Below are 12,967 nucleotides of genomic sequence, written 5' to 3' on the forward strand. Positions count from 1 at the left end.
ACGAAAAGCGACCATCGCACTCGGCACTATGCCTCCATTTAATCACCTTTTTGTGATTTTTATTATCAGTGCTGGTCTGCTTGTGATGTATCGGTGTTCTCGGCATTGACCGAGATGGGGACAAAGCTACCGTGGAACAAGTAGAGGGTGCAGTATTGTCAGTGCGATCGCTGCTCCAGCTACCAACGAAGCGATCGCTTATTCTACTCAGAAGGTGATGATATTCTCGTCAGATTCATCACAAATCAAAACTACATCTGTTTAAAAACTAGATTCGGTTATACAACAGTTTAACAGCTATGAGAACCATCATTGATATGAACCACCAAATGGTAAAAGTGACTTCGACCTTTGAGGATTTTACCCGGAACCTTGAAGTTGCGCTGGGCCGCCTAGACCAAACGATTATTCAAAAAGTAGGAGCAGAACCGGCATTCGTCGAAGCGCACCTGAAGCAAATAGGGGGCGAAGAGGACTTAATTCTGTTTGATATCCAAAACCACGGCCAGCTGTTGACTATAGTGGGTACGCCTAAAAAGGCCAAGCAGTATGTGGTAGGCAATCCGTTGATTGCCATTCAAATGACACAGCACGACATCCGAGCGGCACTATACGCGCCCTTACGCGTGCTGGTGTATGAAGCAGCAGATCAGTCGGTTTATGTTGAATATGATTTACCATCGTCGCTGTTCGGGCAGTTTGGCAATGCAGAAGTAACCAAGGTAGCCAAGTCCCTGGATCTGAAATTGGTGAATTTGATTGCCAAGGTTGATCAATAAAACATTCACTACGGCTGCGATCGCACCCTGTTTTCCTCTCTACGACGCTACTCGCATTCGCTTGAATGGGGGCGATCCAACGAGAACACCACAGCCATCTTTTCAATCAATCGTAGCGTAGGCGTAGCCCGCCGCAGGCATCGCCTTTTTGTATGCACAGTTGAGCAAATTGATATATAGCAAGCTTTTTGTGCTTTCCTATCCATCGAACTCACGTTAAAACTTTTCATGCAATTTCAACGCAATGCCAGTTAAGAAATTTAAGAAAGTTAAGCAGACATTTAAAATATTTAATGAATTCAGATGACGCCATCGCTGTGTTTGCTATCTTAACTATCTCAAGAATTTACTTAAGTATCTTAATTTTCCTTGATTTTTATTTTTAGCTAAGAGAAGATAAGTCTGCCACTAAAAATATATAATTTTTTCTCCAAAAATTTGCTTTCCTCATTTAAATATAGTATTAGGTACAAAATTATAAGTATTCTTATTTACAAGAATTGACTTGACTATGAGATATCAAGTCGGTGGTAGCCTGAAGTATGATGACTCTACATATATTTTCCGTCAAGCAGATGAACAACTTTATACTAGATTAAAAACAGGAGATTTTTGTTACGTCTGCAACTCCCATCAAACAGGTAAATCATCTCTACTACACCGGACTATTCATCGCTTAGAAAAAGAAAATTATATATGTGTTTATCTGAATTTAGTCCTATTAGGTACTAATCAAATTACACCTCTACAATGGTACAAGGGCATTATTGTCAGCTTATTTCACAAGTTAAATCTGACAGAACGGGTCAACTTTGGGAGTTGGTGGGAGCAACAATCAGAACTTGACCCTGTACAAAAACTGTATCAATTTGTGGAACAGGTGTTGCTGAGAGAATTTAAAAATAATCGCATTTTTATCTTTATCGATAATATTAATAGCCTGCTAAGTTTGAATTTCCCGGTCAACGATTTTTTTATCTGGATTCGTTACTGTTATGAACAGCAAGCAGACAACCCAAGCTTTCAACACTTGGGTTTTGCTTTATTTGGTGTAGCCAGTCCATCTAATTTAATTGCCGATCGATATGGAAATCCCTTTAAGATTGGTCAAGCAATTAAGTTATGTGACTTTCAATTACATGAAGCTATTCCCCTACTTGAAGGTTTAAAAGAAGTAGTGACCCAGCCACAGGCAATATTGCAGTATATTATTCATTGGACAAGAGGACAGCCATTTCTCACACAAAAGCTTTGTCAGTTAGTTGTGCAAGTTGCTTTGGAAAGTTATAAAGGAGCGATTACTATACCAAACGGTACTGAAGGATATTGGATAGAACAATTGGTGCGATCGCGCATTATTCAACATTGGGAATTCCAAGATGAATCTGAACATCTCCGTACCATAAGAGATCGCTTACTTTTTGATGAACACAAAGCAGGAAAGTTATTAAATATTTATCAACAGGTGTTACAAGTAGAGGAACTAAAGAATAGGAACCCGCTAGAGAACTTGATACCAGCCGATAATAGTCAAGAACAAACAGAACTGTTGCTATCTGGTTTGGTGAAAAATTATAACGGCTATCTGAGAGTTAAAAATCCGATTTACCGGAGTATTTTCAATCCTCAATGGGTATCAAGACAGTTAGAAAATCTTCCCTTTTCTTGATAGGAGCTAGTATTAACAATTCAAAATGACCGCTAAAACAATCTGCTCTAAGGTGCTAACCTTGCCTTACCTAGACGCTGCTTTTCATACCATTGTGCGATCGCAGGTGTCCAATCTTCAAAATGAGGCCACATCATTTCACATAACTTTTGAATTTCAAGTTGAGCATCTTTTTTATTTCTCAGGTCACAAAAATGCAAGAAAGACCTTAAATTGAAACTCACTACAAAATGCTGACGATAATCAAAAGGCACTTTACCTCTTGCATGTTCTTCAGACATCCCAGCCTCAAAATCAGCTTTATATCCTTTGGCCGCTTCTAAACACCATTGCAAATCTGCTGCTCGTTGCTCTGGTGAATAGTAGTACTTTTTGCCTTGTCTATCAGTGTAATAACCAATGGGACGTAAGTAAAAAACATCTTCTATGTCTTTCTTTCCTTCTACTACATCAATAAATTGGTTGCCCGTATATCTAAAAGATTGTACATCAAATGATACAGAGACACGGTGAGTACGGGCCTGCTGCATGACACTGTGGGGAAAATAGCCACAGTTAAAAACAATCTGGGGATGCTCTAAAGGCCCATAATGTCCCCTCTCACCCGCTAAAAGTCGCTTAACAATCACTTCGCCGCTTTGTGACTCTGAAGGCCAGGAGTCGCGCGAGTCAAACACAAACCCATCAGTATAGTCTTGGTGCATCGCGGCATAAATCACCTGCTGCGGGTTTGGTGTTTTGGCAATAACCTCTACTCGAAATCGATGCATTAGCTGTTAGGGAATGAATTTGTGACTGAAAGTGCTGACAAATAACGAGTAGAGCCTGTTGGTTAGACATAGCTGTGAACTCAATTCACTATCATATCTCTTCTCTGGCTTGGACTTCTAAATTGATCGGATTAAAATGCTTTACAAATATTAATGAGTTTGTTACAGTTATTTACATAAAGAGAAGACAGGGAAAAAACCATGCGTACAAACACTGCTATAATTGATGACCAAGGCAAATTAAACAACTTTGCGCTAGAGCCAAGAGTTTATATAGATGAGCAAGGCGATCGCACTGGCTTCACCACCTATGCAGAATTGCTCAATGGTCGTTTAGCAATGATTGGTTTTGTCTCTCTGATCGCATTAGAAGTATTCACAGGACACGGTATCATTGGTGTTTTGGCAAATCTGTAAAAACTAACTTATTTAAACTCCTAGTAAAATTAAGAGACGGTAAATCTACCGTCTCTTAATTTATGGAAAACTTAGTGCTAGAGTAAAAATATACTGATAGCAAAAACCGTTAGTTATCAGCGTTAAGTTATCGAACAGAATTCAGTAGTTAGGAGCGGAGCCGGAGACTCCGAAGCTCCGGTCAGAATGGGCTAAACCTTAGCTATCCGCTAACAGAATGAATTTTGTCCGACTGGCGGATAGCGAGTATTTTCGAGTCGCGTCTTGATTCTGAATTCTTCTTCAACAGGTAAATTATGGTTTTAACTGCTTCAACTATGTTGCCATTAGGCACTAAAGCACCAGATTTTCATCTACCGGAAGTGGTATCTGGAAAGGCAACTTCACTTTCCACTTTTGCAAACAAAAAAGCACTCTTGGTAATGTTTATTTGTCGGCATTGCCCGTTTGTAAAACACGTCCAAAACGAACTAGTGCAGTTAGGAAAAGATTATTTTACAGGTGAATTAGCGATCGTTGCCATTAGTGCTAACGATGCAAAAAATTATCCAGATGATGCGCCAGAGTCGTTACAAGCATTTGCCACGGAATTAGGATTTAATTTTACCTTATGCTACGACGAGAGTCAGGAAACTGCAAAAGCATACACAGCAGCTTGCACGCCAGATTTTTTTGTATTTGATGACCAACGCCAACTTGTTTATCGGGGACAACTAGATGATAGCCGCCCCAGTAATGGTAAACCCGTAACAGGGGCAGATTTACGCGCAGCAATTGAAGCAGTGTTAGCGGGTAAACCTGTTACGAGTGAGCAAAAGCCGAGTGTTGGTTGCAATATTAAATGGAAACCTGGAAACCAACCAAGTTATTTTGATTAAAAGGGATTGGGGATTGGGGATTGGGCAGGTATTAATAGTTATTTCTCCCCTACCTTCCTCCTCATACCTATCAATGTTTAATTTCCAAATTCATTATGTAGCATCCTAATTGGACTTTTTCTGCCCACAATTCATATTCCAAACGCAAATGCTCCGGCAAGGGATGTCCGTTGAGAGTTAGGCTACTAGTAAAATTTCTTAAACGAATAGGATTGTTAGGTTGCAATGATTCAGTTGGCAACCAATAGCGACTAATGCCATAAACGCCCTGTTCCCAAAAATGACGGTAACTCACTTGGCCATTACCTTGCATAGTCATAATTACCCGATAAGGAGAAATCTCCAGCCACAAAATTCTGGGACTGTTAGGGGTATAAGCTTTGCTCTTACTTTGAGGTAGTGTGTCTTCTGGACTCAGAACACTCTCTACTTCGCAGCTAATTAGAGGCGGTGCAGTCAGCAGTAAATGGAATCTATTAGTATCTTTTTGATACAATGTCGCGGCGGTTTCGACAACAGACCAAATTGGTAGGTCAGTGGAAATAAGTGATAAGCACACGGGCTTGCGGTGATGGGTCAGCATGGGAGCGATAAGGGCTAAAAGCTATTGAACAAAATGAAATGAACACACTAGGCAAATAGGTCAGAGTAAGAAACTAAATAGTAAAGCAGGCTTAATATTAATGAATCCGCTGATTTGTTAATAAGCTACACAAAGCCGCATAGAAACAGGTAGAATATCAGCTTACACAGCAAAAACGGTATTTTTTCTAGAAAGAGCTAATTCGTAAGTAAAGCTTGTAAATATTCTAAAGCTATAGCCTCACAGCAGGAGTCGTTCTGGTGTATTCAAAAGCCAGTGTATCCTAATGTCGGCTTTTGTTAGAACCGTAGAAACTCACGAAGACCTTTCTCATAAGTTAATTATTTAGCGGCACTCTTTTGACTGTCTCTAAGGAGTTGTATCTAGGCGCTTGGCATAAATCTATCTTTGACTGTGCTTTGATATTGGGCGCTTTAGCTCAAGGTTAAACCACATAACTCTGCGACAATACTATGATGATTTGTCACATCTCAACTGAGGCTATTAATCAAACTGATTAGCTCTTTATCAGTCAAAGCTTATATAAAAAATAAACCCAGCAGAAGCCGTATAACAAGACTGCCTGCCAGGAAGGTATAGTATATTCCGGCCATGTTTGATTAGGTTAGCGCTTATTTGTAAAAAATAATTGCGTATCCCTAGATACAATAACTAAATACTTTGGCAAACACAGTTAAGAAAAGTTACTAAATAGGTTAATTTCCAATTAAAATTAACAATTTCTCGAATCAGGGAGCAAGGGAGAAAAATTTTCCCCTCTGCCCCCCGCACCCTGCCCCTCTGCCTCTTTTCAATACCCAATGCCCCATAATATAAGAAAGCGCTTCACACTTCTTAAATAATCAGCTTTATTAGAACAATGGCGAGAGACTTGCGGGGATTCATTAAAATTTTGGAAGAAAAGGGACAATTACGGCGAATTTCCGCTTTAGTTGACCCAGATTTAGAAATTGCTGAAATTTCCAATCGGATGCTGCAAAAAGGTGGCCCGGGGTTATTGTTTGAAAACGTCAAAGGTGCTTCCTTTCCGGTCGCGGTGAATTTGATGGGAACGGTGGAAAGGATATGCTGGGCGATGAATATGCAGCATCCAGAGGAGTTGGAAACTCTGGGAAAAAAATTAAGTATGCTGCAACAGCCAAAACCGCCGAAGAAGATTTCCCAGGCGATAGATTTTGGAAAAGTGCTGTTTGACGTGGTGAAAGCAAAACCAGGACGTGACTTTTTCCCAGCTTGTCAGCAAGTTGTGCTTCAAGGTAATGATTTAGATTTAAACAAGTTACCTTTAATACGTCCTTATATTGGTGATGCTGGCAAGATTATCACGCTGGGATTAGTAATTACCAAGGATTGTGAGACGGGTACTCCAAATGTAGGCGTGTATCGGTTGCAACTACAATCTCAGAATACGATGACAGTTCACTGGTTATCGGTGCGGGGTGGAGCGAGGCATTTGCGAAAAGCGGCTGAACGTGGGAAAAAATTAGAAGTTGCGATCGCACTTGGTGTAGATCCTCTAATTATTATGGCAGCAGCTACACCCATCCCTGTAGATTTATCAGAATGGCTGTTTGCTGGACTTTATGGTGGTTCTGGTGTGCAATTGGCTAAGTGTAAAACTGTAGATTTAGAAGTTCCCGCAGATTCCGAATTTGTCTTAGAAGGAACGATTACACCAGGAGAAGTTTTACCCGATGGGCCCTTTGGTGACCACATGGGTTATTACGGTGGCGTGGAAGATTCGCCATTAATCCGCTTTGAGTGTATGACGCACCGGAAAAATCCGATTTACTTAACAACATTTAGCGGTCGTCCACCGAAAGAAGAAGCGATGATGGCGATCGCACTCAATCGCATTTATACTCCCATACTGCGGCAACAAGTCTCAGAAATTGTCGATTTCTTCTTACCAATGGAAGCTTTGAGTTACAAAGCGGCGATTATTTCCATTGATAAAGCGTATCCGGGACAAGCACGAAGGGCAGCCTTAGCGTTTTGGAGTGCTTTGCCACAATTTACATACACAAAATTTGTAATTGTTGTAGATAAAGATATAAATATTCGCGATCCGCGTCAAGTTGTGTGGGCAATTAGTTCTAAAGTTGACCCAGTGCGGGATGTCTTTATTTTGCCGAATACACCTTTTGATACGTTGGATTTTGCCAGTGAGAAAATTGGCTTAGGTGGACGTATGGGAATTGATGCAACTACAAAAATTCCGCCAGAAACAGACCATGAATGGGGTTCGCCTTTGGAATCTGACCCTGATGTGGCGGCGATGGTAGAGAGACGATGGGCGGAGTATGGTTTGGCAGAGTTGCAGTTAGGAGAAGTAGACCCGAATTTGTTTGGCTACGATATGAGGTAATGTGCTAGGGGAACTCCAAGAAATAAATTATCCAATATTGTGTGTGGGGTGGGCATCTTACCCGCCCTACAGACTGGGCTATCGTGTCGCCCACCCCACAGGAAGGAGTTAATTGGATATTTTTTTATTTGGAAGTCCCGGAACTAGATGAAAAATATTACCTAGCAACAATGACTAACTCAGCACCAAGTCGTTTGGGTGAACTCGCCAACCTATTTTTTAAACTGGGCGTTATCGGCTTTGGCGGCCCGGTTGCCCATATTGCCATGATTGAAGATGAAGTGGTTAAGCGCCGTCAGTGGTTGACAAGGGAGCATTTTCTCGATTTACTGGGGGCAACTAACCTAATTCCTGGCCCAAATTCCACAGAAATGGCTATCCACATAGGATATATCTATGCAGGATGGCTGGGGCTGATTGTATCAGGTATTTGTTTTGTCTTACCTGCGGTTCTAATCACTTGCGGGTTTGCTTGGGTTTATGTTGCTTACGGCACTTTACCCCAAGTCTCCCCCTTACTTTATGGCATTAAACCAGCAGTTTTAGCAATCATCATCAATGCCCTCTGGGGCTTGGCAAAAAAGGCTGTGAAAACTCGCCAATTACTAGTAATTGCTTTGGCTGTAGCATTCCTGACATTATTGAAATTAAATGAAGTAGTTGCCCTATTAATTGGGGGATTGCTGGGTATGGTTTGGTTACATTCTGGCGATCAAAACGACAAGCCAGGAGATAAAGCCAATTTTTTAATTGCTAGTCTCAGCACAGGTGCAACTTTGAAGGCATCAGCGGCTATCGCTGCATTAGGCGCTACTGCATCTACTACAACCAACGTTTCTTTATGGCAGTTGGGTTGGTTTTTTCTGAAAGTCGGTAGTGTTTTGTTTGGTGGTGGCTACCTTTTGGTGGCTTTTCTCCAAGGTGGATTAGTTCAAGAATACGGTTGGCTGACACAAAAACAGTTACTAGATGCGATCGCAATTGGTCAATTTACCCCTGGGCCAGTACTTTCCACTGCTACCTTTATCGGTTATGTCATTGCCGGCATACCTGGCGCTATTGTCGCCACAATCGGAATTTTTCTACCTTCTTTTGTTTTTGTTGCTGCCCTGAATCCCCTAATCCCACGCTTACGGGCCTCTTCTTGGACTAGAGCCTTTTTGGATGCTGTGAATGTTAGTGCTGTAGCCCTAATGGTTGTTACTACTCTTCAACTGGGGGCAGCAACTTTAACATTACCACAAGCCCCATTTGTAGATTTTCTTGCCCTGGCGATCGCCATCGTCTCAGCTATTTTAGCCATTCGCTTCCGCATCAATGCTGCATGGCTTGTCTTTGGTAGCGCTTTCATTGGATGGGGTGCTTCACTCTTGGGCTACATTCGATGAAATTGCAAGTATTGTAGGGCAGCTATTAGCTTGACTTTAAACACTTATTCGTTTATGTGTATTTTTTGACTTCAGCTTTGTATCCTCTCTCTGACTCAAATTTATAGAGATTTTTCTGATTTTGCTGGCTGAAACAAGTCAAAAAATAGATAAATTAAATCTTGCTTTCAAACTATTTTCATGTGATAATCACCATTAACTCCGGTAAATACATAAACTTACCGGAGTTTTAGTTAGAGTTGAATAATTCAGTTTTTCAAAAGCTGTAAATATACCATTTTATAACTCTAGGGCTACTATCTATAAAAGTTGCTACTTTGCTTTGTAGTACACATCTGTGCATACTTTAAATTTAAATTTAAAACGATGACAGATAAGTTTTTCATGCCAATTTCTATGAAAAAAGTGAAGTTCAAAACCTTACTTCGTCCCGCTACCGCGATCGCCCGCAAGTGGCGCGATCGCGGTAGCGTGTCGTAGAGAAAGAATCTTTGTTTCCCAAGGTAGATAAAAACCCCACCCCAAATGTCTGTCTGAATTGAATTTTGAATTGATTCATATCTCTATTCAATCATCCAAATTACTATCCTCAAGAGTTAAGAAATTAGTTTATGAAGTTCCAGCCATTTCATTTCATCCCAACTTTGAGCCAGTCGAAATCTTCCCAGTCCCCAATCCCTAGTCCCCATTACCCCTTATCCCCAGTCCCTATTTCAATGCGAAGTTTTTCGGCAATGTTTGCACTGAGTTCTTTTTTGGGTTTAGCGATCGCCACTACTACCAGCAACCCCGAAAATGCTACAGCGGCTTACCCAATAGCCGCTAACTTGTCAAACGTAACCCTACGTGCCTCTAAGTTCAAAGGCGGTTGGGATTTGCAACTCAAGTTATCTGGGCAAGATAAATTTCCCTACAAAACTGAGTTCACAGAATTTACTGGCGGAAACTTTATCGTACAAGCAATCAATGCCAACGCCATTGATATCGGTAGTGCTAGCGAGATCCCACCGATTTTTGCGATTCAATCCCAAGGGGCGGTAAAAATCATTGCTTCCGTTAAGGGGCCGACAGTGGGTCAAGTCGTACTCATACCACAAAATTCTAAAGCGAAGAAGTTTGCTGACCTTAAAGGTAAGAAAATCGGCTATGTGAAAGCAACTACAGCTCATTACTTCTTAATTAAGATGTTGGCACAAGAGGGATTGACACTTAAAGATGTGAATGCCGTACCGCTAACTATTCCTGACGGACTCTCTGCCTTCAGGAGAGGCGACTTAGATGCTTGGGCTACCTACGGTTACGCAATCCAGCAAGCCCAGAAAGACGGAGCGAAGGTACTCAAATCAGCGAAAAACATTCTCAGCGGCAATTTTACCATTGTCGCATCACCGAGTGCGATCGCCGATCCTAATAAAAAAGCGGCGATCGCAGACTTCCTCTGCCGCATCCAAAAATCGCAAGATTGGCAAGCATCGAATATAGAGGTGTGGTCAAAAAACTATGCAAAAGCAATTGGAGTAGATGAAACCTTTGTCCTCAAAGATGCCAAAGAGGGATTAAAACAAACGCGATCGAAAGTGCTGCCAATTTCCCCACAAGCGATCGCTTCTCAGCAAGATGTTGCCGACACCTTTTATCGTGCCGGAGTCATCCCCACAAGGGTTGATGTGAAACCATTATGGGATGGAAGCTTTACCAATGCAATTAATAAATGCAAATAGTCAACAAGAGGAAAACGGTCAAAATTAATTCTGTTAGCGGTAGCGGGGCGTTTAGCCCATTCTGAATTCTGACTCCTGAATTCTGTTCGATAAAAAAGTTAACTTCAATCAAGGTGAAATATGTCCATTCAAGACACAGTAACTAGCTGGGAACAACTGTTAGAAATTGCCCAAAAAAATACCCCTGCTCGACGGGTGCGTAGACCAGGGCAATCTCCTTCTACTGCTCCTATCCCTAGCAGTCTCCATAAACTGCCACCAGATACAGAACCGTCAGTATTGCTCTACCGCGATACTAACTCTTGGTGTCCATTTTGCGAACGGGTTTGGTTTGCTCTCGAAGAAAAGGAAATTCCCTTTGCAACAGAGTTTATCGACTTGACTAACAAGCCTAAATGGTATACCGATTTAGTTCCTACAACCCTTGTCCCGGCTGCAAAAATTGAAGGAAAGTTAGTTTATGAATCCAAAGACATTCTCTTAGCCTTAGAAGAACAATTTGGGCCAACCTTGCTCCCTGAAGACCCAGAGGAAAACGCAGTTGCTAGGCAATGGCTTGAGGATGCTGAAACCAATGGTGTGAGAGATATCGCTTACAAATTTCTCAGACAAGCTCCTGAAGATCCCAATGAATTAGCCAGCTTACAGGCAGCTTTTGAAGCAAAATTAGACGAACTCGAACAACTTCTTGGAAAGTATGCTGGCCCCTACTTTTTGTCAACATTTAGCGTGATAGATATTACTTACAGCCCTCATTTAGACCGTTTGGCGGCTAACTTACCCGTTTATCGGGGATATCACCTCAAGGGAAATCCCCGATATCCTCGGATCAACGCTTGGTTTGAAGCACTCAAGCTGCGTCCTGCTTATCAGCGCGTCAAATCGGATGATACCACCAATAATTTACTCCTACGTCGCCGATGGGGTGTGACGCCAATCGGCAATCCTTTGCCCCCTGACCCCGCAGCTAGCCAAGAAATCCAATTTCGGGCAGAAGCGGCAGAGAGGTTGACTGATAACCGAGAAGTTGCTTTAGGAGATATCCTCAAAAACTCCGGGGTGCAAGCATTGGCAGTGAATGGCGACACAACAGCCGTTAAAGAAGCAGTTGATTTTCACCTGAGATTGCTGGCTGACTATCTCATCAATGGCAATGGTGCAGCATTACCGTGGGGACGCGTGGGTGGCAAAGACAATGCCGATCCAACTGCGGCCGCAATTGGAGCCATCACACTAGCCTATGTGAGAAATCGCATCTGTGCGCCACGGGATATGAGCGCTGGTGCTGCAACTGCATTCCGGGCAGCAGCAGATAAAGTGTTGGCATCTCTCTATTAGGGAATTCCAAGAAATAAATTACCCAATATTGTGGGGTGGGCGTCTCGCCCACCATACGGACTGGGCGGGCAAGATGCTCACCCCACAAGAGTTAATTGGATATTTTTTGATTTGTCAGTCCCTTAGGATTATTAGCGATCGCTACTGACAGGCTAAAATTCTATTTCGCACGGTGCTAGTCTGGATCATTTTTAACTACCACCGATGATGCGATCCAGTCAATTTTCAAATCAATTAAATGCAAATATTCTTTGCATTCTCAATAGTATCAGAGGTTGTTTGAAAAGTGGTTGGAGATAATTTATGCACTTATTTATCCCGCAGTTATAATTAAAACTTGGGCTTGATTTGAGCAGATTTATGTCAATTAAAAAAAGGAGAGTATTGCTACTCTCCTAAGGTAATATGAGTGAAAATTTATTTTCTTAGTACACCCCACTACAAGAGTATGGAATTTAATCATTCGTAGGTTGGGTGGAACGTAGTGAAACCCAACATCAACCTAGATATTTCCGAACCCCTTTAACGGTGATATGTACTTAGCGATTAAAGCGAGTTTGACGTTCACGCAATTCACGAATATGTCGTTCACGAGCTTGACGTTCACGTAATTCACGAACCCGTCGTTCACGAGCTTGGCGTTCGCGCAATTCACGAGCGCGTTGTTCGCGGATTTGGCGTTCACGTTGAGTTCGATTGTTATTAAAAGCTACAGTATCATGATTAAAACGATCGCGCTCAGATTTAAATTCAGCAGCATTAGCATTTTGAGAAAGAGCAGCAATTGAGGTAGCTGCTAATAAGCCTCCAAGTAGAATAGCTTTTAAGCGGTTCATATATTTCTTAATCTGCCTTGCATTACTTGATTTGTACATTCTCAATGTAATCGGCATAATCAGATATACGCCTGTGACAAAAGTCATATTTAAATAGTTACTTTTGTCACTAATACTATTTGAAATTGAATAACGGCCGAAATTTAACTTGATATATTTTATACCCTCAGTATTTTGAGTAAGATTTAAATCTAATTCC

The 12,967-nt window shown here is 41.6% G+C and carries 12 protein-coding genes; 9 read left to right on the top strand and 3 right to left on the bottom strand.

All coding sequences use genetic code 11. From position 1 onward, the window contains the following. Positions 1–299 precede the first annotated feature (299 nt). The 3 genes from V7L31_RS24405 to V7L31_RS24415 all read left to right on the top strand — a co-directional run bounded on the left by V7L31_RS24405 (position 300) and on the right by V7L31_RS24415 (position 2,448). A complete protein-coding gene (locus tag V7L31_RS24405) occupies positions 300–779 on the top strand; it encodes a DUF302 domain-containing protein (protein ID WP_334698656.1) in 480 nt (159 codons plus the stop codon). Continuing rightward, positions 769–900 carry a hypothetical protein gene (locus tag V7L31_RS24410; protein WP_334698657.1) on the top strand — a complete coding sequence of 44 codons (132 nt, stop codon included), beginning with the start codon at positions 769–771 and terminating at the stop codon, positions 898–900. The genes V7L31_RS24405 and V7L31_RS24410 overlap by 11 nt, the downstream gene beginning before the upstream one ends. Before the next feature lie 390 nt (positions 901–1,290). Further along, on the top strand, positions 1,291–2,448 hold the full coding sequence (locus V7L31_RS24415; protein WP_334698658.1) for an AAA-like domain-containing protein: 1,158 nt from the start codon (positions 1,291–1,293) through the stop codon (positions 2,446–2,448). A gap of 47 nt (positions 2,449–2,495) precedes the next feature. On the opposite strand, the gene thyX is transcribed toward V7L31_RS24415, so the two are convergent. After that, the gene (gene thyX / locus V7L31_RS24420; protein WP_334698659.1) at positions 2,496–3,218 is read right to left on the bottom strand and encodes an FAD-dependent thymidylate synthase; all 723 of its coding nucleotides are present in this window, start codon (positions 3,216–3,218) and stop codon (positions 2,496–2,498) included. A 201-nt stretch (positions 3,219–3,419) separates the two neighbouring features. On the opposite strand from thyX, the gene V7L31_RS24425 reads away from it, so the two are divergent. Further along, positions 3,420–3,635, top strand: coding sequence for a chlorophyll a/b-binding protein (locus V7L31_RS24425; protein WP_292846473.1), 216 nt, complete (start codon positions 3,420–3,422; stop codon positions 3,633–3,635). Between the two features lie 296 nt (positions 3,636–3,931). After that, complete coding sequence (locus tag V7L31_RS24430; RefSeq protein ID WP_334698660.1) at positions 3,932–4,513, top strand: thioredoxin family protein; 582 nt, start codon at positions 3,932–3,934, stop codon at positions 4,511–4,513. A 70-nt stretch (positions 4,514–4,583) separates the two neighbouring features. On the opposite strand, the gene V7L31_RS24435 is transcribed toward V7L31_RS24430, so the two are convergent. After that, positions 4,584–5,096, bottom strand: a complete 513-nt coding sequence (locus tag V7L31_RS24435) for a hypothetical protein (protein WP_334698661.1) — start codon at positions 5,094–5,096, stop codon at positions 4,584–4,586. Between the two features lie 880 nt (positions 5,097–5,976). Between V7L31_RS24435 and V7L31_RS24440 the strand changes: the two genes are divergently transcribed. From V7L31_RS24440 to V7L31_RS24455, 4 genes are all read left to right on the top strand, one after another. Then, the gene (locus V7L31_RS24440) at positions 5,977–7,485 is read left to right on the top strand and encodes a UbiD family decarboxylase (RefSeq protein WP_334698662.1); all 1,509 of its coding nucleotides are present in this window, start codon (positions 5,977–5,979) and stop codon (positions 7,483–7,485) included. A 170-nt stretch (positions 7,486–7,655) separates the two neighbouring features. Then, entirely contained in the window at positions 7,656–8,873 is a 1,218-nt protein-coding gene (chrA, locus tag V7L31_RS24445) for a chromate efflux transporter (protein WP_334698847.1), read from the top strand. A 734-nt stretch (positions 8,874–9,607) separates the two neighbouring features. Continuing rightward, positions 9,608–10,594 (top strand): ABC transporter substrate-binding protein, encoded by a 987-nt coding sequence (locus V7L31_RS24450; RefSeq protein WP_334698663.1) that lies wholly within the window; start codon positions 9,608–9,610, stop codon positions 10,592–10,594. 120 nt (positions 10,595–10,714) lie between these two features. Continuing rightward, complete coding sequence (locus tag V7L31_RS24455) at positions 10,715–11,932, top strand: glutathione S-transferase family protein (RefSeq protein WP_334698664.1); 1,218 nt, start codon at positions 10,715–10,717, stop codon at positions 11,930–11,932. A 539-nt stretch (positions 11,933–12,471) separates the two neighbouring features. Here V7L31_RS24455 and V7L31_RS24460 read toward each other — a convergent pair. Further along, positions 12,472–12,855, bottom strand: coding sequence for a hypothetical protein (locus V7L31_RS24460; protein ID WP_334698665.1), 384 nt, complete (start codon positions 12,853–12,855; stop codon positions 12,472–12,474). Positions 12,856–12,967: the final 112 nt, after the last annotated feature.

This window comes from Nostoc sp., from assembly GCF_036916655.1.
Classification (GTDB): domain Bacteria; phylum Cyanobacteriota; class Cyanobacteriia; order Cyanobacteriales; family Nostocaceae; genus Nostoc.

What these genes read in the sequence shown, in the direction of transcription:
- V7L31_RS24405 (WP_334698656.1), top strand. Translation starts at nt 300, where the DNA reads ATGAGAACCATCATTGATATGAACCACCAAATGGTAAAAGTGACTTCG.
- V7L31_RS24415 (WP_334698658.1), top strand. Translation starts at nt 1,291, where the DNA reads ATGAGATATCAAGTCGGTGGTAGCCTGAAGTATGATGACTCTACATAT.
- thyX (WP_334698659.1), bottom strand. Translation starts at nt 3,218, where the DNA reads ATGCATCGATTTCGAGTAGAGGTTATTGCCAAAACACCAAACCCGCAG.
- V7L31_RS24425 (WP_292846473.1), top strand. Translation starts at nt 3,420, where the DNA reads ATGCGTACAAACACTGCTATAATTGATGACCAAGGCAAATTAAACAAC.
- V7L31_RS24430 (WP_334698660.1), top strand. Translation starts at nt 3,932, where the DNA reads ATGGTTTTAACTGCTTCAACTATGTTGCCATTAGGCACTAAAGCACCA.
- V7L31_RS24435 (WP_334698661.1), bottom strand. Translation starts at nt 5,096, where the DNA reads ATGCTGACCCATCACCGCAAGCCCGTGTGCTTATCACTTATTTCCACT.
- V7L31_RS24440 (WP_334698662.1), top strand. Translation starts at nt 5,977, where the DNA reads ATGGCGAGAGACTTGCGGGGATTCATTAAAATTTTGGAAGAAAAGGGA.
- chrA (WP_334698847.1), top strand. Translation starts at nt 7,656, where the DNA reads ATGACTAACTCAGCACCAAGTCGTTTGGGTGAACTCGCCAACCTATTT.
- V7L31_RS24450 (WP_334698663.1), top strand. Translation starts at nt 9,608, where the DNA reads ATGTTTGCACTGAGTTCTTTTTTGGGTTTAGCGATCGCCACTACTACC.
- V7L31_RS24455 (WP_334698664.1), top strand. Translation starts at nt 10,715, where the DNA reads ATGTCCATTCAAGACACAGTAACTAGCTGGGAACAACTGTTAGAAATT.
- V7L31_RS24460 (WP_334698665.1), bottom strand. Translation starts at nt 12,855, where the DNA reads ATGACTTTTGTCACAGGCGTATATCTGATTATGCCGATTACATTGAGA.